The organism is Pseudonocardia thermophila, assembly GCF_900142365.1.
Lineage (GTDB): Bacteria > Actinomycetota > Actinomycetes > Mycobacteriales > Pseudonocardiaceae > Pseudonocardia > Pseudonocardia thermophila.
Map to the genome: position 1 here is coordinate 109,655 of NZ_FRAP01000003.1, position 21,587 is coordinate 131,241.

Genomic DNA, 21,587 nt, shown 5'->3' on the forward strand with positions numbered 1-21,587 from the left:
GTCTGTGCCACGATCGGCGCGTGAGCGAGCCTCGTGACCCGGTCGCCGATCTGCGCCGCATCGCGTTCCTGCTGGAACGGGCGCGCGAGTCCACGTACCGGGTGCGGGCGTTCCGCGGCGCGGCCAACGCGCTCGAGGGCCTCGACCGCGACGAGCTGATCCGGGCCGCCCTCGCCGGCGAGCTGGTGCGGATCAAGGGCGTCGGCGAAGTGACCGCGAAGTGCGTCGTCGAGTCGCTCACCGGCGCGGTGCCCGCGTACCTGAAGCGGTTGGAGGACACGCCGCCGGAGCCGCTCGATCCGCCCGTCCAGCAGCTGCTCGGCGCGCTGCGCGGCGACTGCCACAGCCACACCGACGCCTCCGACGGCGGCTCGCCGCTGCGGGAGATGGTCGACACCGCCCGCGCGCTCGGCCACGAGTACCTGGTGATCACCGATCACTCGCCGCGGCTGACCGTCGCGAACGGGCTGTCGGCGCAGCGGCTGCGGGCCCAGCTGGAGCAGATCGCGGGGCTGAACAGCGAGCTGGCCGGTTTCCGCGTGCTCACCGGCATCGAGGTCGACATCAACGAGGACGGCACCCTCGACCAGGACCCCGGGCTGCTCGCCGAGCTCGACGTCGTCGTGGCGTCGGTGCACTCGAAGCTGCGCATGGCCGCGCCCGAGATGACCCGGCGGATGCTGCGTGCGATCGACAACCCGCTGGTCGACGTGCTGGGCCACTGCACCGGCCGGATGGTGACCGGCAACCGCAAGCGCCCCGAGTCGCAGTTCGACGCCGCCCAGGTGTTCGCCGCGTGCGCGGCCAACGGCGTCGCCGTGGAGATCAACTCGCGACCGGAGCGGCTCGACCCGCCCAAGCGACTGCTCAGCCAGGCCCTCGACGCGGGCTGCGAGTTCACGATCGACACCGACGCGCACGCGCCCGGCCAGCTGGACTGGCTGCGCAACGGCGCCGAGCGGGCCGCGGCGTGCGGGGTGCCGGCGGAGCGGATCCGCAACACGTGGAGCGCGGAGCGGCTGGTGGGCGCGCGGGGATGAGGCCGGGGCCGGTCCCGGTCAGTGGACGTGGCTGCGCCAGTCCGCGGGCACCCGCCCGGCCGGTCCGGGCACGGGCTGGTCGGCCGGGCGGCTCGTCGGCGGCGCCAGCTCCGGCCCGGACGTGCTCGTGCCGGCGGCGTAGTCCCAGAACCAGTCCTCGCCGGGCTCGAAGCTCTGCACGACGGGGTGGCCCGTGCTGCGGTAGTGCGCGGTGGCGTGCTGTCCGGGTGAGGAGTCGCAGCAGCCGACGTGGCCGCACGCCGCGCACCGGCGCAGGTGCACCCACCAGCCGCCGACGGCGTCGCAGTCGGAGCAGCCCGGTCCGCTCGGGGGTGCGGCGGGGTCGATGGCGCCGGGCGCCGGTTCAGTCATGCGCCCGATCCTGGTCCAGCAGCAGCATCCGCGCGAGCTGCTTCCACTGGGCCAGGTGCGGGTCGGTGCGCGGATCGCGGTGGTCGAGCGCGTACCCGAGTCCGACGCCGCGCATGCTGGTGAAGATCAGGTCGCGGACCAGCGGGAAGTTCGGGTGCGCCGCCGCCTCCGGGCCGAACGAGCGCGCCATCGACTCGCGGACGTACGCGCCGACCTCGCGCTCCTGCGGCAGGAGCGCGGCGCGCAGGTCCTCGTTGGTGCGCGCGGCCGTCCACAGCTCCACCGCGGCCCAGAACAGCGGCTCGGAGAACGTCGCCCACAGCCGCTCGATCGCCACGTCGATGCGTTCCGGCAGCGGCAGGTCGCACTCCGGGCCGGGACCGGTGTTGCGCAGCCGCTCGGTGGCCAGGTGCTTCGACGCCGCGACGAGCAGCTGGTCGCGCGAGGGGAAGTGGTGCAGCAGCCGCCCGCGCGACACCCCGGCCCGCGCCTGGATGCGCAGGGTGGTGGCGCCGGCGTAGCCCTCCTCGACGAGACAGGCCACCGCGGCGTCGAGGATGCGCGCACGGCTGGTGGCCGTGCGCTCCTCGCGCCTGCCGCGGGGGCGCGGCGGTGCCTCTACCACCTCTGCCGCCGCCTCGGCCGCCGTCTCGGTCACCGGTCCAGCGTAGCCGCAGCGGTCACCGGTGACCGTTCGCTCCGCGCGGCGCCGGCCCCGTCGTCGTGCCGATCCGCAGCGAGATCGGCAGCAGCACGTCCTGCGGCCGGTCGCCCGCCACCAGCGCCATCGCCGCCCGGGCCGCGGCCCGGCCCTTCTCCGCGGTGGGCTGCTCGACGGTGGTCAGCCGGGTGTCGCCCAGCCAGTGCAGGTCCGCGCCGTCGAACCCGGTGATCGACACGTCCTCGGGCACCCGCAGCCCCAGCTCGGCCGCCGCCTGCAGCACCCCCGCGGCGAGGACGTCGCTCTGCGCGATCACCGCGGTGGGCCGCCGCTCGGCCGGGACGCCGAGCACCGCGCGGCCTGCGGCCAGGCCGTCGGCGACCGAGTTGCTGGCGGTCTCGTGGATGGGCACCGAGCCGAACACGTCCTCGACACCCGCCAGCCGCCGGCGCACGTCCCGGTAGTGGGTGCGGGCGCGGCGGGCCCCGCTGACCGGGCCGGTGGTGCCGTCGAGCCGCAGCGGCATCGCGATGACCTCGACCCGACGGTGGCCGAGGTCGTGCACGTGGCGGGCCAGCTCGCGGGAGCCGCCGAAGTCGTCGATGTCGATCAGCACGTCGGTCCCGACGGGCCCCTCCACGCCGACGAGCGGTACGCCGCGGCGGCGCAGCAGCGGGATCGCCGGATCGTCCTCCAGCCCGCAGGTGGCGAAGACGGCGGCGTCCAGCGGCAGCCGCGCGATCTGCTCGGCCGACGGCCGCCCGGCGTCGCCGGCGAGCAGCAGCAGGCCGGCGCCGTGCGCGCCGAGCACCTCGCTGATGCCGTCGAGCAGGGTGATCGCGTGCGGATCGCGGAAGGCGTAGAGCAGCCGTTCGCCGATGAACGCGCCGATCACGCCGGTGCGACCGCGGCGCAGCGACGCGGCGACCGGGTCGGGGCCGGGGTAGCCGAGCCGCTGCGCGGCGGCGAGGACCCGGTCACGGGTGTGCGGTGCGACGCGGCTGCTGCCGGAGAACGCCAGCGACGCGGTGGACGGGGACACACCGGCGGCAGCCGCGACGGCGGCGAGGGTGGGACGGCCGGCCATGCCCCGCACCGTAGTCGCGAACCGGCTTGAAGCGGACGACGGCGCTCCCGTACCGTCGGACGAGCGAGTGTCGAATCGATTCGATGGGGAGGCGGTCGATGACCACGAGCACGGGCACGGCCGCGGACCCGGCGCTGCTGCGGGCGCGCACCGCCGTCGTGATCGCGTTCTGGACCTCCGGGGTCGCGCTGGCCGCGCTGCTCGCCCGGCTGCCCGCCGCCCGGGACGATCTCGGCCTGAACACGGCCGAGCTGGGTCTGCTCCTGCTGTGCGTCTCCGCCTCGTCGGTCGCGAGCCTGCCCACGGCGGGCCCGGTCGTGGCCCGGTTCGGGCCCGCCCGCACCGTGCTCGGCGGGGCGGTCCTGGTCGGGCTGGGCCAGGTGCTGGCCGCGCTCGCCCTCGCCACGACCGCCGTGTGGCTGGCCGCGGCCGCGCTGCTCTTCGTCGGGCTCGGCACCGGCGTCTGGGACGTCGCGATGAACGTCGAGGGCGCCGACGTCGAACGGCGGCTCGGCCGCTCGCTCATGCCGCGCCTGCACGCCGCGTTCTCCATCGGCACGGTCAGCGGCGCCGGCGTGTCCACGGTCACCGCCGCACTGGACGTGCCGCTCGCCGCGCAGCTGGCAGCGGTCGGGCTCGCCGGGCCGGTGCTGGTCGGGGCCGCCACCCGCTGCTTCCTCGCCGCACCTCAGCACACCGGGTCCGCCGAGCCCCGGCCCCGGTTCGGCGTACGGGACGCCTGGCGCGAGCCGCGCACCGTGCTCGTCGGGCTGATGGTGCTCGGCTTCGCCCTCACCGAGGGCGCGGCCAACGACTGGATCGCCGTCGCGCTCGTCGACGGGCACGGCGCCACGGAGGCGGTCGGGGCCGTCGCGTTCGGCTGCTTCGTGACCGCGATGACCACCGGGCGCTTCGTCGGCGGCGCCCTGCTCGACCGGTTCGGCCGGGTCGCCGTGCTGCGCGCGACCGCCGTGCTGGCCCTGGCCGGCCTGCTGCTGGTGCTGTTCGGCGGACCGCTGCCGGTCGTGCTCGCCGGGACCCTGCTGTGGGGGCTGGGGGCCTCGCTGGGCTTCCCGGTCGGGATGAGCGCAGCCGCCGACGACCCGGAGCGGGCAGCCCCCCGGGTCTCGGCGGTGAGCTCGATCGGTTACGTCGCGTTCCTGGCCGGGCCGCCGCTGATCGGTCCGCTCGGCCAGCAGTTCGGCATCCTCACCTCGCTGCTCGTGGTGGTGGGTGCCGTCGTGCTCGGCGGCGTCACGAGCGGGGCAGCACGGCCGCTGCCCCGCCCGTGAGACGGGTCAGCTCGCCGCCGCGGCCGCGCCGCGCGCCTCGGCGACCTGTGCCTCCCGCTCCTCCGCGGCCATGCGGGTGAGCTCGGCACCGGCCTCCGCGTCGCGGGTGAGGTTCTCCCCGGTCTTCGGGTCGAACACGTGCACCTTGCGGGTGTCCATCCAGAACTCCGCCTCGTGGCCCTCCCGCATGCGGCTCGACGCGTCGATGGACACGACGGCCTGGGTGCGCAGCTGGTCGGAGTCCAACTCCCGGGACAGGTCGCGCAGCTGGTTGACGATCTCCTCGGGCGCCTCGAACGGGATGTAGGCGAACTGTGCGTCGCCGAGCCACTCGGTGACGTCCACGCGCGCGGTGAACGTGATGCCGCGGTCGCGCTTGGCGTCGTCCACCAGCTTGGCGTCCTCGAAGTACTCCGGGCGGACACCGACGAGCACCAGGTCGCGGTCGCCGACGGCGGCGGCGCGGCGCTCGTCCAGCGTGAACTCGCCGAACGGGAAGCGGACGCGTCCGCCCGAGACGCTCGCCGGCAGGAAGTTCATCGGCGGTGAGCCGATGAACCCGGCGACGAACAGGTTGGCCGGCTGCTCGTAGAGCTCCCGCGGCGACGCGACCTGCTGGACCACGCCCTTGCGCAGCACGCACACCCGGTCGCCGAGGGTCATGGCCTCGGTCTGGTCGTGGGTGACGTAGATGGTGGTGATGCCCAGCCGCCGCTGCAGCCGGGCGATCTCCGTGCGCATCTGGCCGCGCAGCTTCGCGTCGAGGTTCGACAGCGGCTCGTCGAACAGGAACACCTCGGCGTCGCGGACGATCGCACGGCCCATGGCGACGCGCTGGCGCTGACCACCGGAGAGGTTGGCCGGCTTGCGCTCCAGGTGCTCCTTCAGCTCCAGCACCTCGGCGGCCTCGTTGACGCGGCGGCGCACCTCGTCGTCCGGCACCTTCTGCAGGCGCAGCGGGAACGCGATGTTCTCGAAGACGGTCAGGTGCGGGTAGAGCGCGTAGTTCTGGAACACCATCGCCAGGTTGCGCTCGCGCGGGGCCAGGTCGTTGACCCGCTTACCGCCGATGATCATGTCGCCGGAGGTGATGTCCTCCAACCCGACGACCATCCGCAGCAGCGTGGACTTCCCGCACCCCGACGGCCCGACGAGGATCATGAACTCGCCGTCGGCGATGTCCAGGCTCACGTCGTTCACCGCGGGGTAGCCGTCCCCGTACTTCTTCACGATGTTGCGCATCTCGACCGAAGCCATTGCCGACTACCCCTTCACCGCACCGTTGGTCAGACCGGCGACGATGCGCCGCTGGAAGAGCAGGACCAGGATGATGACCGGAATCGTCACGATCACGGCGGCGGCCGCGATCGCGCCGGTCGGGTCCTCGAACTGCGACGCGCCGGAGAACAACCCGAGCGCCGCGGGAACGGGTCGCGCCGCCGAGGTGGAGGTCAGCGAGATCCCGTAGACGAAGTCGTTCCACGCCAGGAAGAAGGCGATGATCGCGGTGGTGAACACCCCCGGGGCCGCGAGCGGAACGATCACCTTGCGGAACGCCTGCCAGCTGGTGGCGCCGTCCACCTGCGCCGCCTGCTCCATCTCCCACGGGATCTCCCGGAAGAACGCCGACATCGTCCAGATGGAGATGGGCAGGGTCAGCGACAGGTACGGGATGATCAGGCCCGGCCAGGTGTCGTAGAGCCCGATCTGGCGCCAGAGGTTGAACAGCGGCGTGACGATCGAGATCACCGGGAAGATCGCCACCGCGAGCGCCGTGGACAGGATGATCTTCTTGCCCGGGAAGTCCAGGCGGGCGATCGCGTACGCCGCGAACATCGACAGGATGCAGGCCAGCGCCGTCGCGATCAGGCAGATCCCGAACGAGTTGACCAGCGCCGGCAGGAACAGCTCTGCCGCGTCACCGGCCAGGATCAGCTCGTAGTTCTCCCACGTGAAGATCGTCGGCAGGAACTGGCCGTTGGAGATGTCGGCCGGCGCCTTGAGCGACAGCGAGACGATCCACGCGATCGGGAACAGCGCGTAGATGACGATCGCGATTCCCGCGATGATCCACCACGTCTTCTCGCGCGTCGACATCGTTGACATCTACTTGTCCCCCCGAGCCTGCGACAGGTCGACCTTGAACAGCTTGATGAACCCGAAGGCGATGATCACCACCGACAGGAACAGCAGCACCGACACCGCCGAGCCCATCCCGATCTCCAACCTCGAGATCGTCTGGCGATAGGCCAGGAACGAGACCGTCTCGGTGCCGTTGGCGCCGGCGGTCATGACGAACACGCTGTCGAAGATCCGGAAGGCGTCGAGCGTGCGGAACAGCAGCGCCACCATGATCGCCGCCTTCATGTTCGGGATCGTGACCCGCCACAGCCGCTGCCACCACGTGGCGCCGTCGACCTGAGCGGCCTCCTGCAGCACGTCGGGCACCTGCGCGAGCCCGGCGAGCAGCAGCAGCGAGATGAACGGGGTGGTCTTCCAGATCTCGGCCAGGCAGATCACGAACAGCGACGAGCCGAACCCGCCGAACCAGTCGGTGTCCGCCGAGATGCCCGGCAGCCAGGAGAACCAGCTGTTGACGAAGCCCGAGGTCAGGTCGAACGCGAACTGCCAGGCGAACGCCGAGACGACCGTGATGATCGCGTAGGGCAGCAGGATCGCCGCCCGCAGGATCGGTCGCAGCCCCCGCAGCGCCTTGAGCATCACCAGCGCCAGCGCGAAGCCGAGCACCAGCTCGACCGCGACCGTGATGATCGTGATCAGCGCGGTGACGGCGAACGACTGCCACCACAGGGCGTCGGTGAGCACGACCCAGTAGTTGCCCAGCCCCACGAACTCCCGGTTGGCCGGGTCGGTGAGCCGGTAGGAGAACAGCGAGTCCCACACCGCCTGCAGGATCGGGTAGGCGGTGACCAGCAGCATCACCGCGAACGCCGGACCGGCGAGCAGCCAGCCGAGCCTGCGCTCGGCCTTCGCGCGGTCGCTGGCGCCGTTGCGCGTGCGGTGCGCGCCGGTCGTGCGGGTGTCCGCCTCCGGCGCCGCGGGCGGGGTCGTCGTGGTCACAGCAGTTCCTCCCCGGCGAGGACGGATCGGATGAGCTCGGCGGCAGCCGGTCCGGTGCCGCTGTTCACGTCCGTCGGTGGGTGGTAGACGCGCTGCAGGCTGCCCGAGACCTCGCTGTAGTACGCGGTCTGCGGCCGCGGCTTCGCGAGCTGCAGCGACTGCGCGATCACCGGGGCCATCGGGAAGTCCGCCAGCACCTCGGGATCGGTGTAGACCGACAGCTTCGACGCGGGGTTGCCGTTGCTGACGAAGTAGTACTTCTGGTTGTCCGCCGAGACGATGCACTCGGCGGCCTTGTAGGCCAGGTCGGGGTGGTTGCTCGTCGAGCTGATGCCCAGGTTGATCCCGCCGTAGGGCGGGGCGGCGGGCTTGTCGGCGTCGACGCGCGGGTAGAGGGCCCACCCGAAGTCGTCGATGACGGCCTTGTCCAGCGTGCCGTCCTCGACGCCGCTCTCGGCGCGGCTCCACACGAACGGCCAGTTGACCATGAACGACGCGGCGCCGGACTCGAACGCGGCGGCGTTCTGGTCCTCGCCGGAGGTGGTGAACGCCGGTCCGGCGACCCCGCTCGTCGCGACCTCGGCCATCACCTCCGACGCCCGCTGCGACTGCGGCGAGTCCAGCCCGAGCTGGATCTCCTGCGGCTTGTCGGCGTTGCCGGTGATCACCGCGCCGCCCGCGGACTCGATGAGCGCGTTGAGCCACACGACCAGCGACTCCGCCCGCCGGCCCTGCACGGCGATCGTGGTGTTCTGCGACTTCGCCGCCTCGATCAGCTGGTCCCACGTGACCGGCTGGGACATGTCCAGCCCGGCGCGCTCGGCGACCGACTTCTTGTACCAGAGCAGCTGCGTGTTGGCCCAGAACGGCACCGCCACCAGCTTCCCGTTCCAGGTCGCGCCCTCCACGGCGCTGGCGGCGACGCCGTCGGTGACCCGCCGCGCGACGTCGTCCGGCACCGGCGCCAGGAAGCCCGCCTGCGAGAACTCCGGGATGTACGGCGGGTCCAGGCTCATCAGGTCGATCGAGTCGTCCCCGGCCGCCAGCCGGCGCACCAGCTGCTGGCGCTGCTCAGAGGCCTCCCGGGGCAGGACCGAGATCGCGATCCGGTACTCGCCGCCCGCTGCGGCCGTGCACCGCTCGGCGATCTCCTTCTGCCCGCCGGAGTCCGGGTTGATGTACCAGGTCAGAACGGGCGGACCGGACTGTCCGCCCCCACATCCCGCGAGCGTGCCGAGCAGGACGACCGCGGCGAGCACGGCCGGTCCGCGCCGCCGCAGCGGCAGCGTCCATCGTGGACGAGGCATGCGTTCTCCTCCGACTCTCCGGGCGTTCGGGGCAACACCGGACCACCCGCCCCCCTCGGATCGTCACCTCTCGCCGTGACGCACGCCACTCGTGAACAGAGATCGTGACCGAGACGCGACCCTCTGTCGCTGTTCCGGAGTCCGTTCAGCGGATGGCTCGTTCGGCGGTTCAGCCCGCGAACCAGCCCATCCGGCGGCTGATCTCCTTGGTCGCGGCCAGCAGCGGTTCGAGGCAGGCCTCCAGGCGCCGCTCGTCGAGCCGGTAGGACGGCCCCGACACCGACACCGCGGCGATCACCTCGCCGGACCGGTCGAGCACCGGCGCCGCCAGCGCGTTCAGCCCGACCTCGTACTCCTCGACGGCGGTGGCGCAGCCGCGCTGGACCACCCGGGCCAGCTCGGCCTCCAGCCGGGCGCGGTCGACGATCGTGCGCGGGGTGTGCCGCGGCACACCGGACGCGGCGAGCAGCGCGGACCGCTGCGCCGGCCCGACGGCGGCGAGCAGCACCTTCCCGCTGGCGGTGCAGTGCAGCGGGGTGAGCTTGCCGATCCAGTTGTGGGTGGCCACCGTCGACGGCCCGCGGGCCTGGTCGACGTTGACCGCCCAGTGCTCCTGCAGCACCGCGACGTTGACGGTCTCGCCCACCTCGGCGGCCAGCTCGGCGCACACGGCGCGGCCCTGCCGGGTGACGTCGAGGTTGTCGGTGACGGCGCCGGCGAGCGGGATCAGCCCGAACCCGAGGCGGTACTTGCCGCGCTGGGCGGACTGCTCGACCAGCCCGCGGTTCTCCAGCGCACCGAGCAACCGGAACGCGGTCGACTTGTGGACGGCGATCTCCGCGGCCACTTCCGTGACGCCGGCTTCGCCCTTGCGGGCCAGGATCTCCAGGACGCTGATGGCGCGGTCGACGGACTGCACACCGCCCGCACGGCCGGCCGTGTTGCCCATGGCGCAACCATACGCGGCAATTGGTGGGACATGACTTGACGTGCGGCGTCCCGTGAGGACGATGCGCTCATGCCCAGCGTCGGACCACCGCAGCGGCCCAGCCTGTTCGTCGGGGGCACCTGGACGAGCGGCTCGGGCGGCGCGGTGGACGTCCACAACCCGTTCGACGGCAGCGTCGTCGCCACGATCGACCAGGCGGGCCCCGACGACGTGATCCGCGCGGTGGCCGCCGCGCGCACCGCGTTCGACACCGGCCCGTGGCCGACCACCCCGGTCGCGGAGCGGGCAGCGCTGCTGCGGCGGGTCGCGGAGCTGCTCGTGCGCGACAAGGAGGAGATCGCGCGCGTCGAGACGCTGGACACCGGCAAGACGCTCAAGGAGAGCCGCATCGACGTCGACGACGTCACCGCGGTGTTCCGCTACTACGCCGACCTGGCCGACAAGGAGGCCGGCCGGATCGTCGACGTGGGGCTGGCGCACGTCGTGTCGCGGGTGGTGCCGGTCCCGGTCGGGGTCTGCGCGCTCATCACGCCGTGGAACTACCCGCTGCTGCAGCTGTCGTGGAAGGTCGCGCCCTGCCTGGCGGCCGGCAACACCTGCGTGATCAAGCCGAGCGAGGTCACCCCGCTCACCTCGATCATGCTGGTGCACCTGCTGGAGGAGGCCGGCGTGCCGGAGGGGGTGGTCAACCTCGTGCTCGGCGACGGGCCGACGGTCGGTGCCCCGCTCACCGAGCACGACGACGTCGACATGGTCAGCTTCACCGGCGGGCTCGCCACCGGGCAGGCGATCATCCGCGCCTCGGCCACCACGGTGAAGCGAGTCGCCGTGGAGCTGGGCGGCAAGAACCCCAACGTCGTCTTCGCCGACACCCCGCTCGACCTGGCCGCCGACTGGGCGATCACCGCAGCGTTCCTGCACTCCGGGCAGGTCTGCTCGGCCGGCGCGCGGCTGATCGTCGAGGACGCGCTGCACGACGAACTGGTCGCCGAGATCGCCCGCCGCGCCGAGCGGATCCGCCTGGGCAACGGGCTGGACCCAGCCAGCGAGTGCGGGCCGCTGGTGTCGGCCGCGCAGCTGGCCAAGATCGAGGACTACGTCGCATCGGCGCTGGCCGAGGGCGCCCGGCTGGTCTGCGGCGGGCGGCGCCCGGACGATCCCGCGCTCAAGGACGGCTTCTTCTACCGGCCCACCGTGTTCGCCGACGTCACCCGCGACATGCGCGTCGTGCGCGAGGAGACGTTCGGCCCGATCCTCACCGTCGAGCGCTTCACCACCGAGGACGAGGCGATCGCGCTGGCCAACGACACCCACTACGGGCTGGCCGGGGCGGTGTGGACCGCCGACCAGGCGCGGGCGCACCGCGTGGCGTCCGCGCTGCGGCACGGCACGGTGTGGATCAACGACTACCACCCGTACGTGCCCGGTGCCGAGTGGGGCGGCATGGGGCGGTCCGGGAACGGACGTGAGCTGGGCCCGACCGGGCTGGCCGAGTACCAGGAGCACAAGCACGTGTGGCACAACACCGCGCCGGAACCGGCGGGGTGGTTCGAGGGGTGACCCCGTAGCCGATCGACCGAGAGGCCCACCATGAGTTCCACAGCACGCACCGGGTCGGACCAGCGGAAGGCCCGAGCATGAGCGACAGGTACGACATCGTGATCGTGGGCGGGGGCTCCGCCGGGTGCGTGCTGGCGAACCGGCTGTCGGTCGATCCGTCGACCAGCGTGCTGGTGCTGGAGGCTGGTCGCAGCGACTGGCGCATCGACCCGTTCATCCACATGCCGGCCGCGCTGCCGTACCCGATCGGCAACCCGCTCTACGACTGGCGCTACGAGTCCGAGCCCGAGCCGTTCATGAACGGGCGGCGCATCTACCACGCCCGCGGCAAGGTGCTCGGCGGCTCCAGCAGCATCAACGGCATGATCTTCCAGCGGGGCAACCCGCTGGACTACCAGCGCTGGGGTGCCGACGAGGGCATGCAGACCTGGGACTACGCCCACTGCCTGCCCTACTTCAAGCGGATGGAGACCTGCACCGCGGGCGCCGACCTGTGGCGCGGCGGGTCAGGGCCGCTGCACCTGGAGCGGGGGCCGGCGACCAGCCCGCTGTTCGGGGCGTTCTTCGAAGCCGTCCAGCAGGCCGGCTACCCGCTCACCGACGACGTGAACGGCTACCGCCAGGAAGGCTTCGGCAAGTTCGACCGCAACGTCAAGCGGGGCAGGCGGTGGAGCGCGGCGCGCGCCTACCTGCACCCGGTGAGGAACCGCAAGAACCTCACCGTGCACACGCTGTCGTTCGTCACCGGGCTGCGCACCCGCGGCAACCGCGTCGTCGGCGTGGAGTACCTGCGCGGCGGGCGGTTGCGGCGCACCGTGGAGGCGGGCGAGGTCATCCTGTGCGGCGGCGCGATCAACTCCCCGCAGCTGCTGCAGCTGGCCGGCATCGGCAGCGCGAGCGAGCTCGAGCAGCTGGGCATCAAGGTCATCGCGGACCTGCCGGGCGTGGGGGAGAACCTGCAGGACCACCTGGAGGTCTACCTCCAGCACGCCTGCAAGCAGCCGGTGTCGATCGCCCCGTGGCTCAAGCACCGGCACAAGCCGCGCATCGGCGCGGAGTGGCTGTTCCTGCGCAGCGGCGTCGGCGCGTCCAACCACTTCGAGGCGGGCGGGTTCATCCGCAGCAACGACCGGGTGGACTACCCGAACACGATGTTCCACTTCCTGCCGATCGCCATCCGCTACGACGGCAGCCGGCCCGCCGCCGAGCACGGCTACCAGGTGCACATCGGCCCGATGTACTCCGACGTGCGCGGCACCCTCAAGATCACCTCGACGGACCCGCGCAAGCACCCGGCCCTGCGGTTCAACTACCTGTCGACGGAGAACGACCGCCGCGAGTGGATCGAGATCATCCGCGCCGCCCGGCACATCCTCGGCCAGCCGGCCTTCGCCGCGTTCGACGCCGGCGAGATCTCGCCGGGGCCGAGCGTCGAGACCGACCAGGAGATCCTGGACTGGGTCGCGCGGGACGCCGAGACCGCGCTGCACCCGTCGTGCACCGCCAAGATGGGCACCGACGAGATGAGCGTGGTCGATCCGCTGACCATGCGCGTGCACGGCGTGGACGGCCTGCGCGTCGTCGACGCCTCGGTGATGCCGTACGTGACCAACGGCAACATCTACGCCCCGGTGGTCATGCTGGCTGAGAAGGCCGCCGACATCATCCTCGGCAACGAGCCGCTCGCCCCGCTCGAGGTCCCGTACTACCGCTACCGCGACAACACCCCGCTCTACCCGCCGGGGGATCCCCGCAACGCCCTCGTCGACCAGTCCGGAGGCGCGCGATGAGCACCGCCGACCCCACGATGTCGACCAACGGCTCGGGCCCGGCCGCCCCGGCCGGCCTCCCACCCGTGAAGTGGGTGGTCTTCATCGGGGCGGCGATCGGCACCGCCGTCGTCACCCTGTGGGCGTTCCTCGCCCCGACCAACGCCCAGGAGGTGCTCGGCGCGGTCGTCGGCTGGGTGTCGACGTGGTTCGGCTGGTACTACGTCGCCCTCGCCACCGCGATCCTCGTGTTCGTGATCGGGATCGCGATCTCCCGCTACGGCAAGATCCGGCTCGGCCCCGAGCACTCCCGACCGGCGTTCAGCACGGCCACCTGGGCGGCGATGCTCTTCGCCGCCGGCATCGGCACCGACCTGATGTTCTTCGCCGTCTACGAGCCCGCCGTTCAGTACCTGACCCCGCCGAGCGGGCCCGGGCAGACGGTGGAGGCGGCCCGCGAGGCCACGGTGTGGGCGCTGTTCCACTACGGCATCAGCGGCTGGGGCATGTACGCGCTGATGGGCATGGCGATGGGGTACTTCGCCTACCGCATGAACCTGCCGCTGGCCGTGCGCTCAGCGCTCTACCCGCTGATCGGCAAGCGGGTCGACGGCGCCATCGGGCACTCGGTCGACATCGCCGCCGTGCTGGGCACGATCTTCGGCATCGCCACCTCGCTCGGCATCGCGGTCGTCGGCCTGAACGTGGGCCTGGACCTGCTGTTCGGGCTGCCGCAGGGGCTCGCGGTGCAGGCCGCGCTGCTCGTCGTCGGCGTCGGTGTCGCCACCGTTTCGGCGGTGTCCGGCGTCGACCGGGGCATCAAGCTGCTCTCGCAGGCGAACGTGCTGCTCGCGGTCCTGCTCGCCGTCTACATCCTCGTCACCGGTCGCACGTCGTACCTGCTCAACGCCGCCGTGCTCAACATCGGCGACTTCGTGCAGCGGTTCCCCGCGATGACGATGCAGACCTTCGCCTACGAGGACACCGGCGACTGGATGAGCCTGTGGACGCTGTTCTTCTGGGCGTGGTGGGTGGCCTGGGCGTCGTTCGTCGGGCTGTTCCTGGCCCGCATCTCGCGCGGGCGGACGATCCGCGAGTTCGTCGCCGGTTGCCTGGTGATCCCGTTCAGCTACATCGTCATGTGGATCACCATCTACGGGAACGCGGCGATCGAGCTGATCCGCTCCGGCAACACCCAGTTCGCCGAGACCGCCTCGGCCAGCCCGGAGGGCGGCTTCTACGCGCTGCTCGCCGAGTACCCGGCGTTCACCTTCGTCGCCGGGCTGGCCACGCTGGTCGGCCTGCTGTTCTACGTGACGTCGGCCGACTCCGGCGCGCTGGTGATGGCGAACCTGTCCTCGCACCTGCGCACGGTCCACGAGGACGGCCGGGCCGGCCTGCGGATCTTCTGGGCGCTGGCGACCGGTGCGCTGACGCTCGCGATCCTGTCCGTCGACGGCATCTTCGCGCTGCAGTTCGCCACGGTCATCATGGGCCTGCCGTTCGCGTTCGTGCTGGTCGCGGTGATGATCGGGCTGTTCAGGGCGCTGCGCGTGGAGGCCCATCGCGCGAGCAGCCTGGAACGCATGCTGCCGCGGCTGCTGTCCGGCCGCAGCATCGACGGCACCCAACCGAGTCCGGGCTCGTGGCGCCGACGCCTGACCAGAGCGCTCGCCCACCCGAGCCCGGAGCGCGGCCGCGAGTACCTCGTGGAGACGGCGCTGCCCGCGCTGCGGGAGGTCGCAGCCGAGCTGCAGCAGCAGGGCGTCGAGGACGCCGAGGCCGAGCTGCTGGAGCAGGACGGGATCACCTACGTCGAGCTGAAGGCGCCGACCGGCGATCCCGAGCACCCGTTCCGCTACTGCATCTGGCCGCAGGAGCTGCCGCTGCCCGCCTACGGCCCGGCGATCGTGGGGCAGGAGACCTACGTCCGGCTCGAGGTGCACCTCGACGAGGGCGGCCAGGGCTACGACGTCATGGGCTACACCCACACGCAGCTCATCGACGACGTGCTCGACCAGTACGAGCGGCACCTGGAGTTCCTGCGCCTGCAGCACGGCGCACCGGTCGAGGCCGGCGGCCCGGCGAACTGATCCGGCGGCTCAGCGGGGGAGGACCAGCACGCCGTCACCGGTGCCCACCACCAACGCGGTGCCGGTGACGGCGAGCGCCCCCGGGCTCCCGGGCACGTCGGCGGCGCGGGCCCCCGGCGCGGTGATCGACGCGACGACCGTCGCCGAGTCGGGGTCGATCACCGCGACCGCCCCGCTGGTCAACGCGTAGGCGCGGCTGCCGTCCGGGGCGGCCGCGACGGCGAGCGGACCCGCCACGCCGCGCACCTGCGTCACCGTGCCGCTGCGCGGATCGACCACCCACACCGCAGGCCGGTCCCGGACGAGCACCCGTGCTCCGGCGACGGCCACGTCGAGCGGGTAGTCCCCGACCGGGATCCGGTCCGTGACCGCCGCCGTCGCCGGATCGGCCACCAGCAGCTGCCCGCCGCCGTGCTGCAGCTCCACCCACGACGCGTACACCGCATCCAGCCCCGCGGCCGTGCCCGTGGGGGAGTTGCCGACGCTCGCCCGGTGCACGATCCGCGCGGTGGCCACGTCGACGACGGCCACCGTCGACAGCGTCGCGACGTACGCCCAGCGCCCGTCGGCGGACACGCTCAGCCCGTCCGCCACCGACCCGACGTCCGCGTCGGCCAGCACCGCCCCGTCCGCGGTCGACAGCACCGTCAGATCACCGTCCTGGGTGAGCACCAGCAGCCGGGTCCCGTCGGGGGTGAGCGCGGCCGCGTACCCGGGCACCGCCGCGAGCGGCGTCGCCGTCGCCGTGACCAGGTCGATCCGCGTCACGCCGGTGTCGTCGACCCCGAACGCGGTCCGCCCGTCCGCCGCCGCGACCAGGCTCGTCGGCTGCCGCATCGCGATCGTCACCGGCCCCACCGGCGCCACCGGCCCCACCGGCGCCGCCGACGTCGGCGCCGCCGTGGTCGGCGGGACCGCCGTGGTCGGCGGGACCGCCGTCGTGGCGGTCGCGGTCCCCGGCGGCAGCTGCGCCACCCCGCCGCTTCCTCGCCAGGGCGCGACGACCACCACCGTCGCCGCAGCAGCCACCACCACCGCAGCCCCGGCGGCAGCGGCGATCCACCGCACCGCCCGGCGTCTTCCCGGCGCCGCCTCCGCACCCGGAACCGGCGGTGTCGGCATCCCCGGTGCAGCGCCCAGCGCGGCCTGCGCGTGCGCGGCCAGCGCCCCCGCTGTCGGGTGCCGCTGCGCCGGGTCCTTCGCCATCCCGCGCGCGACCACGTCGTCCAGCGCCGGCGGGACCCCCGGCCGCAGCAGCGACGGCCGCGGCGGCGGCTGCATCAGGTGCGCCGACATCATCGGCACCGGCCCGGTCACCGGGAACGGCTTCTGCGCCGTCAGCGCCTCGTGCAGCACGCAGGCCAGCGCGTACACGTCGACCAGCGCGTTCAGCGGCGCATCGTCGAACCGCTCGGGCGCCATGTACGCGAGCGTCCCGACCGTCGCCCCGGCCGTCGTCACCGCCGTGTCGTCCCCACCGCGCGCGATCCCGAAGTCCGTCAGGTACGCCCGCCCGTCCGGCGTGACGAGCACGTTCGACGGCTTCACGTCCCGATGCACCAACCCCGCCCGGTGCGCCGCGTCCAGTGCCGCCGCCACCTGCGTGATCACGTGCACCGCCCGTTCGGGCGGCAGCGGCCCCTCCTGAACCAACAGCTGCGCCAGATCCGCCCCCTCGACGCACGGCATCGTCAGGTACAGCCGCCCGTCGATCTCCCCGACGTCCAGCACCGGCACGATGTGCGGATCCGACAGCCGCGCCGCCACCGCGCACTCCCGACGGAACCGCGCCGCGAACGCCGGCTCGCCCGCCAGCCCCGCCGCCAACCGCTTCACCGCGACCGTCTGCCCCGTGGCGGTGTCGCGGGCCCGCCACACCTCACCCATGCCCCCGCGGCCCAGCAGGTCGACCAGCACGTACCTGCCGAACCGCTCACCCGTCACCAGCGCATCCTCGCGCACCGCCGCCGCGCGGTGGAGCGGGGTCGCCGGAACGCCGCTCCCCACCCCGCCCGTTACTGTCGAACTCCCACCCACGGCTCCGACCCCGTCACGGGCCCCACCCCGGAGCCCAGGGAAGGACGAACGATGAAGTACCTGCTGATCATGCACAACAACCCCGAGCTCCTGAACTCCCTGCCCCCGGACGTCATGGACGCCATCGGCAAGGGCCACCAGGAGTTCATCGAGAAGATCAGGGCCTCCGGCGAGCTGATCGTCACCCAGGCCCTTGCCGATCCCTCCACCAGCAAGGTCGTCCGCACCCGCGACGGCGAACGCGTCGTCACCGACGGCCCGTACCTGGAGGCGAAGGAGTACCTGGGCGGCTACTACCTGATCGACGTCGAGAACGAGGAGCGCGCCCTCGAACTGGCCGCCATGATCCCCGACGCCGGCATCGAGGGCATGGGCGTCGAGGTGCGCGCCGTCATGTTCAGCCACGGAGCGGACATGTGACCAGCCCGGCCACCGGGGACCTGCTGCGCGACCTGGCGCCGCAGGTCCTCGGCGTGCTCGTCCGCCGGTACGGCCAGTTCGACCACTGCGAGGACGCCGTCCAGGAAGCCCTGCTCGCAGCCGCGCAGCAGTGGCCGCGCGACGGTCTGCCCGCTCAGCCCCGCAGCTGGCTGCTCACGGTCGCCACCCGGCGACTCACCGACGAGTGGCGCAGCGAGAGCGCCCGCCGCCGCCGCGAGGCCGAGCACGCCCTCGCCGATCCGGCGTTCGGCACCGGGCCCGTCGCCCCGCCGCCGGACGAGATCGAACCCGCGATCGACGACTCGCTCACGCTGCTCTTGATGTGCTGCCACCCGAAGCTGACGGTCCCGTCGCAGGTGGCGCTGTCGCTGCGGGCGGTGGGCGGCCTGACGACGGCGGAGATCGCGGCGGCGTTCCTCGTGCCCGAGGCGACGATGGCCCAGCGGATCAGCCGGGCGAAGAAGACCCTCAAGGACGTGCCCGGCGGGTTCGCGCTGCCGGAGGGCGAGGCGCGCCGGGAGCGGCTGCCGGCCGTGCTGCACGTGCTCTACCTGATCTTCAACGAGGGCTACACGGCCACCTCGGGGAAGGATCTGCAGCGCCCGGAGCTCGCGGCGGAGGCGATCCGGCTGGCCCGCGCGGTGGCCCGCGCCCTGCCGGACGACGGCGAGGTCGCCGGCCTGCTCGCCCTCATGCTGCTGACCCAGGCGCGCAGCCGCGCCCGCACCGATGCGGCCGGCCGGCTGGTGCCGCTCGCCGACCAGGACCGCTCGTTGTGGGACCGCGAGCTCATCGCGGAGGGCGTCGACCTGGTGAGCCGGGCGCTCGCGACCGCCCCGCTCGGCCCGTACCAGCTGCAGGCCGCGATCGCGGCGGTGCACGCCGAGGCGCCCGACGACGCCGGAACGGACTGGGCGCAGATCGCGATCCTCTACCGCATCCTCGACGCGCTCGCCCCGAACCCGATGGTGACGCTCAACCGCGCGGTCGCCGTCGCGAAGGTGGAAGGGCCACGAGCCGGGCTCGCGCTGCTGGAGCCGCTCGACGCCGACCCGCGCGTCGCGCGGCACCACCGGCTGACCGCGGTGCGCGCGCACCTGCTGGAGATGGCCGGCGACCTCGCCGGGGCGAAGGCGCAGTACGAGGAGGCAGCCCGGCGTACGGCGAGCCTGCCGGAGCGGGACTACCTGCGCCGCCGCGCGGCGGCGCAGGGCTGACCCGCAGCGGTGAGTCCGCAGCGGTGAGTCAGCAGGGCTCCGCGGCGGGGCCGGGGTCGGTGAGCTGGTGCATCTCGACGCAGACGCCCGGCCCTGGCCCGGCCTGCAGGCCGACCGCCAGCCGGTGCAGCAGGTCCCGCAGCACTCGGCGGTCCTCGGGGGCGAGCGGGGCGAGCAGCGCCTCCTCGGCTTCGCGCAGGGACCGCTGGACGGCGCACAGCCGCTCGTTGCCGGCCGGGGTGACGGTGATCCGCCGGGCCCGCCGATCGGCGGGATCAGGGCGGCGCTCGATGAGCCCGGCGGCCTCCAGGTCGTCGAGCAGGTAGGTCATCACCGTGCGGTCGACGCCCAGCTTGCGGGCCATCGCGAGCTGGCTGGGCGGGTCGCCGAGCGCGGCGGTGGCCAGGACGTGGTAGCCGCGCGGGCCGCCCGGCAGGTCGGTGAGCCTCGCCTCCGACAGCTGCCGGTAGGTGCGCAGCACCGCGAGCAGCGCCCAGCCGAGATCGGCCTCCAGCTGCTGCGGTGTGGTCATTGCCTCAGTCTACGGCGTCTGCGGAAGTTCTGTTGACACAATCTTCTGTGCGATAGAACATCTACTCGCACGCAGAAAGAATTCGACGGACGGAGCACTGGATGTCCACCCTCCTGCGCATCGACACGAGCATCCGCGCGGACGCCTCGGTGACCCGCGCGATCGGCGACACGCTGCAGAGCAGCTGGCTCGCCGCGAACCCCGGCGGGACGGTGGTGCGCCGCGACCTGGCCGTCGACCCGATCCCGACGCCCGCGTGGTCGAACGCGGTGGCCGCCGCGCAGACCGACGAGGCGCAGCGCACCCCGACCCAGCGGGCCGCGCTCGCGCTCGCCGCCGCGGTGGCCGACGAGGTCCTCGCCGCCGACCTGATCGTCGTCGGGGCGCCGCTGTACAACTACGGCGTCTCGGCCCACCTGAAGACCTGGATCGACCTGCTGCTCGCCGACGCCCGCTTCGCGCCCGGCACGGCGGCGCTGACCGGTCGCCCGCTGGCGCTGGTCGTCGCCCGTGGCGGCGGGTACGGGCCCGGCACTCCCCGTGAGGGCTGGGACTACACCACGCCCTACCTCATGCGGATCTTCGCCGAGGTCATGGGCGCCGACGTCACCCTCGTCGACACCGAGCTGACCCTTGCCGAGCACAACCCGGCCATGGAGCCGCTGCGTCCGCTCGCCGCCCAGCGGCTCGCCGATGCGCACCAGCGCGCCGACGAGGTCGGGCGCGAGCTCGCGAAGGCCGCCGTCACGGCTTGATCAGCGAGGGACCGGCGCGTTCCAGTGCCGCCACAGCGCGAGCACCCGCACCGCCGCGACGAGGAGGGCCCCGACCAGCGCGACCGGGAACGACGGCAGGCCCAGCTCGTGCCCGATGACCACCACGACGGCGCCGAGCAGGGCCGCCAGCGCGTAGATCTCCCGCCGCAGCACGGTGGGGATCTCGCGCAGCAGCACGTCGCGCAGCACACCGCCGCCGATGCCGGTGATCATGCCGACCAGGACCGCCGTGACCCCGGGGGCGCCGACGGAGAAGGCCGTCGCCGTCCCGGTCGTGACGAACAAGGCCAAGCCGAACGCGTCGGCGAGCTGCACCGCGCGCTGCAGCCGAGCCACCGCGGGGTGCCAGCGGAACACCAGCAGCCCCACCACGGCGGGCACCGACAGGAACGTCCAGTCCTGCAGCGTCGTCGGCGGGTTGATGCCCAGCAGGATGTCGCGCAGCACCCCGCCGCCGAGCGCGGTCACCGCGGCCAGCACGACCACGCCGAAGACGTCGAGCTTCGCGTACACGGCCGCGAGCGCACCGGACGCGGCGAACACCGCCACTCCGAGCAGGTCGAGCACCAGGAGCAGCGGTGGATCGGCGCTCATGCCAGGGCGGCGGGCAGCACCGCTGCCGCCTCGACCAGGCTCGGTCCGTACCAGGTCAGCAGACGGCCGCTGACCAACCGGGCCGGAGCGGAGAAGAACTGCGGGCCGTCGTCGGCGGTGAACCGGTACGGCTCGTCGGGCAGCACGACCAGGTCGTGCGGGGGCAGCTCCGCGGGATCGAAGCGCGGATAGCGCTCCGGGGAGTCGGCGAGGACGTTGTCGACACCGAGGCGGGTCAGCACGGACCCGGTGAACGTGTCCGAGCCGACCGCCATCCACGGCTTGCGCCAGATCGGCACCACCGCACGCCGCCGCGTCGCCGGATCGGGCAGCGCCGCCCAGGCCCGCTCAGCTTCCACCAGCCACGCGGGCTTGCCGAGCCGGCACGCGGCGAGCATCCGCGCCAGCGAGGTGAACGCTCCGTCGAGGGTGCGGATGTCGGTGACCCACACCGCGAGCCCGGCGGCGCGCAGCGCGTCCAGATCGGGGCGGCGGTTCTCCTCCTGGTTGGCCAGCACCAGATCGGGCTTCAGCTCGACGATCGCCTCGACGTCGGGGTTCTTCGTGCCGCCGATCCGCGCCACGTCCAGGTCAGCGGGATGGGTGCACCAGTTCGTCGCGCCGACGAGCAGACCGGGTGCGCTCGCCGCGACCGCCTCGGTGAGCGACGGCACGATCGACACGACCCGGCGGACCTCGGTGGGCACCGGCACGGGCCGCTGCTCGTCGTCGACGAGTTCGGCGATGACATCGGCCATGGGAGAACAGTACGGCGAGCG

The 21,587-nt window shown here is 72.9% G+C and carries 20 protein-coding genes; 8 read left to right on the forward strand and 12 right to left on the reverse strand.

Annotated elements, in window-relative coordinates; genetic code table 11:
* Nucleotides 1-20: 20 nt before the first annotated feature.
* Nucleotides 21-1,040, forward strand: a complete 1,020-nt coding sequence (locus BUE41_RS04940; protein ID WP_073455664.1) for a PHP domain-containing protein — start codon at nt 21-23, stop codon at nt 1,038-1,040.
* 18 nt (nt 1,041-1,058) lie between these two features.
* Here the strand turns inward: BUE41_RS04940 and BUE41_RS04945 are convergent, their stop codons facing one another.
* Genes BUE41_RS04945 through BUE41_RS04955 form a run of 3 tightly spaced genes read right to left on the reverse strand, consistent with a single transcriptional unit; the run spans nt 1,059 to nt 3,160 of the window.
* Complete coding sequence (locus BUE41_RS04945; RefSeq protein WP_073455665.1) at nt 1,059-1,412, reverse strand: UBP-type zinc finger domain-containing protein; 354 nt, start codon at nt 1,410-1,412, stop codon at nt 1,059-1,061.
* Nucleotides 1,405-2,070, reverse strand: a complete 666-nt coding sequence (locus BUE41_RS04950; protein WP_084754438.1) for a TetR/AcrR family transcriptional regulator — start codon at nt 2,068-2,070, stop codon at nt 1,405-1,407. The genes BUE41_RS04945 and BUE41_RS04950 overlap by 8 nt, the downstream gene beginning before the upstream one ends.
* Nucleotides 2,071-2,092: 22 nt before the next feature.
* Nucleotides 2,093-3,160, reverse strand: a complete 1,068-nt coding sequence (locus BUE41_RS04955) for a LacI family DNA-binding transcriptional regulator (protein ID WP_073455666.1) — start codon at nt 3,158-3,160, stop codon at nt 2,093-2,095.
* A 98-nt stretch (nt 3,161-3,258) separates the two neighbouring features.
* On the opposite strand from BUE41_RS04955, the gene BUE41_RS04960 reads away from it, so the two are divergent.
* On the forward strand, nt 3,259-4,452 hold the full coding sequence (locus tag BUE41_RS04960) for an MFS transporter (protein ID WP_073455667.1): 1,194 nt from the start codon (nt 3,259-3,261) through the stop codon (nt 4,450-4,452).
* A gap of 6 nt (nt 4,453-4,458) precedes the next feature.
* On the opposite strand, the gene BUE41_RS04965 is transcribed toward BUE41_RS04960, so the two are convergent.
* The 5 genes from BUE41_RS04965 to BUE41_RS04985 all read right to left on the reverse strand — a co-directional run bounded on the left by BUE41_RS04965 (nt 4,459) and on the right by BUE41_RS04985 (nt 9,789).
* Nucleotides 4,459-5,709 carry an ABC transporter ATP-binding protein gene (locus BUE41_RS04965; RefSeq protein WP_073455668.1) on the reverse strand — a complete coding sequence of 417 codons (1,251 nt, stop codon included), beginning with the start codon at nt 5,707-5,709 and terminating at the stop codon, nt 4,459-4,461.
* Nucleotides 5,710-5,715: 6 nt separating this feature from the next.
* Nucleotides 5,716-6,549, reverse strand: a complete 834-nt coding sequence (locus BUE41_RS04970; protein ID WP_073455669.1) for a carbohydrate ABC transporter permease — start codon at nt 6,547-6,549, stop codon at nt 5,716-5,718.
* Between the two features lie 9 nt (nt 6,550-6,558).
* Complete coding sequence (locus tag BUE41_RS04975) at nt 6,559-7,533, reverse strand: carbohydrate ABC transporter permease (RefSeq protein WP_073455670.1); 975 nt, start codon at nt 7,531-7,533, stop codon at nt 6,559-6,561.
* The gene (locus BUE41_RS04980) at nt 7,530-8,840 is read right to left on the reverse strand and encodes an extracellular solute-binding protein (RefSeq protein ID WP_073455671.1); all 1,311 of its coding nucleotides are present in this window, start codon (nt 8,838-8,840) and stop codon (nt 7,530-7,532) included. Before BUE41_RS04980 ends, BUE41_RS04975 begins: the two co-directional genes overlap by 4 nt.
* A 169-nt stretch (nt 8,841-9,009) precedes the next feature.
* Complete coding sequence (locus BUE41_RS04985) at nt 9,010-9,789, reverse strand: IclR family transcriptional regulator (RefSeq protein ID WP_073455672.1); 780 nt, start codon at nt 9,787-9,789, stop codon at nt 9,010-9,012.
* Nucleotides 9,790-9,858: 69 nt separating this feature from the next.
* Here BUE41_RS04985 and BUE41_RS04990 point away from each other — a divergent pair, with 69 nt between their 5' ends.
* The 3 genes from BUE41_RS04990 (at nt 9,859) to betT (ending at nt 15,211) form a co-directional block, all read left to right on the forward strand.
* Nucleotides 9,859-11,349 (forward strand): aldehyde dehydrogenase family protein, encoded by a 1,491-nt coding sequence (locus BUE41_RS04990; protein WP_084754440.1) that lies wholly within the window; start codon nt 9,859-9,861, stop codon nt 11,347-11,349.
* Nucleotides 11,350-11,426: 77 nt separating this feature from the next.
* Complete coding sequence (betA, locus tag BUE41_RS04995; protein WP_073455673.1) at nt 11,427-13,139, forward strand: choline dehydrogenase; 1,713 nt, start codon at nt 11,427-11,429, stop codon at nt 13,137-13,139.
* A complete protein-coding gene (betT, locus tag BUE41_RS05000; protein WP_200803765.1) occupies nt 13,136-15,211 on the forward strand; it encodes a choline BCCT transporter BetT in 2,076 nt (691 codons plus the stop codon). Before betA ends, betT begins: the two co-directional genes overlap by 4 nt.
* Before the next feature lie 9 nt (nt 15,212-15,220).
* Here betT and BUE41_RS05005 read toward each other — a convergent pair whose 3' ends face one another.
* Complete coding sequence (locus BUE41_RS05005) at nt 15,221-17,155, reverse strand: serine/threonine-protein kinase (protein WP_234996966.1); 1,935 nt, start codon at nt 17,153-17,155, stop codon at nt 15,221-15,223.
* 144 nt (nt 17,156-17,299) lie between these two features.
* Here BUE41_RS05005 and BUE41_RS05010 point away from each other — a divergent pair, with 144 nt between their 5' ends.
* Nucleotides 17,300-17,668, forward strand: a complete 369-nt coding sequence (locus BUE41_RS05010) for a YciI family protein (protein WP_073455675.1) — start codon at nt 17,300-17,302, stop codon at nt 17,666-17,668.
* Complete coding sequence (locus BUE41_RS05015) at nt 17,665-18,906, forward strand: RNA polymerase sigma factor (RefSeq protein WP_073455676.1); 1,242 nt, start codon at nt 17,665-17,667, stop codon at nt 18,904-18,906. Before BUE41_RS05010 ends, BUE41_RS05015 begins: the two co-directional genes overlap by 4 nt.
* A 28-nt stretch (nt 18,907-18,934) precedes the next feature.
* Here BUE41_RS05015 and BUE41_RS05020 read toward each other — a convergent pair whose 3' ends face one another.
* Complete coding sequence (locus BUE41_RS05020) at nt 18,935-19,438, reverse strand: MarR family winged helix-turn-helix transcriptional regulator (protein ID WP_073455677.1); 504 nt, start codon at nt 19,436-19,438, stop codon at nt 18,935-18,937.
* Nucleotides 19,439-19,539: 101 nt separating this feature from the next.
* Here BUE41_RS05020 and BUE41_RS05025 point away from each other — a divergent pair, with 101 nt between their 5' ends.
* On the forward strand, nt 19,540-20,193 hold the full coding sequence (locus BUE41_RS05025) for an FMN-dependent NADH-azoreductase (RefSeq protein WP_073455678.1): 654 nt from the start codon (nt 19,540-19,542) through the stop codon (nt 20,191-20,193).
* Here the strand turns inward: BUE41_RS05025 and BUE41_RS05030 are convergent, their stop codons facing one another.
* Nucleotides 20,194-20,808 carry a trimeric intracellular cation channel family protein gene (locus BUE41_RS05030; RefSeq protein ID WP_073455679.1) on the reverse strand — a complete coding sequence of 205 codons (615 nt, stop codon included), beginning with the start codon at nt 20,806-20,808 and terminating at the stop codon, nt 20,194-20,196.
* A complete protein-coding gene (locus BUE41_RS05035; protein ID WP_073455680.1) occupies nt 20,805-21,566 on the reverse strand; it encodes a helical backbone metal receptor in 762 nt (253 codons plus the stop codon). Before BUE41_RS05035 ends, BUE41_RS05030 begins: the two co-directional genes overlap by 4 nt.
* Between the last annotated feature and the right edge of the window lie 21 nt (nt 21,567-21,587).

Coding starts and splice junctions, on each gene's coding strand:
- BUE41_RS04945 (WP_073455665.1), bottom strand. CDS start 1,412: ATGACTGAACCGGCGCCCGGCGCCATCGACCCCGCCGCACCCCCGAGC.
- BUE41_RS04955 (WP_073455666.1), bottom strand. CDS start 3,160: ATGGCCGGCCGTCCCACCCTCGCCGCCGTCGCGGCTGCCGCCGGTGTG.
- BUE41_RS04960 (WP_073455667.1), top strand. CDS start 3,259: ATGACCACGAGCACGGGCACGGCCGCGGACCCGGCGCTGCTGCGGGCG.
- BUE41_RS04965 (WP_073455668.1), bottom strand. CDS start 5,709: ATGGCTTCGGTCGAGATGCGCAACATCGTGAAGAAGTACGGGGACGGC.
- BUE41_RS04970 (WP_073455669.1), bottom strand. CDS start 6,549: ATGTCGACGCGCGAGAAGACGTGGTGGATCATCGCGGGAATCGCGATC.
- BUE41_RS04980 (WP_073455671.1), bottom strand. CDS start 8,840: ATGCCTCGTCCACGATGGACGCTGCCGCTGCGGCGGCGCGGACCGGCC.
- BUE41_RS04985 (WP_073455672.1), bottom strand. CDS start 9,789: ATGGGCAACACGGCCGGCCGTGCGGGCGGTGTGCAGTCCGTCGACCGC.
- BUE41_RS04990 (WP_084754440.1), top strand. CDS start 9,859: ATGCCCAGCGTCGGACCACCGCAGCGGCCCAGCCTGTTCGTCGGGGGC.
- betA (WP_073455673.1), top strand. CDS start 11,427: ATGAGCGACAGGTACGACATCGTGATCGTGGGCGGGGGCTCCGCCGGG.
- betT (WP_200803765.1), top strand. CDS start 13,136: ATGAGCACCGCCGACCCCACGATGTCGACCAACGGCTCGGGCCCGGCC.
- BUE41_RS05010 (WP_073455675.1), top strand. CDS start 17,300: ATGAAGTACCTGCTGATCATGCACAACAACCCCGAGCTCCTGAACTCC.
- BUE41_RS05020 (WP_073455677.1), bottom strand. CDS start 19,438: ATGACCACACCGCAGCAGCTGGAGGCCGATCTCGGCTGGGCGCTGCTC.
- BUE41_RS05025 (WP_073455678.1), top strand. CDS start 19,540: ATGTCCACCCTCCTGCGCATCGACACGAGCATCCGCGCGGACGCCTCG.
- BUE41_RS05030 (WP_073455679.1), bottom strand. CDS start 20,808: ATGAGCGCCGATCCACCGCTGCTCCTGGTGCTCGACCTGCTCGGAGTG.
- BUE41_RS05035 (WP_073455680.1), bottom strand. CDS start 21,566: ATGGCCGATGTCATCGCCGAACTCGTCGACGACGAGCAGCGGCCCGTG.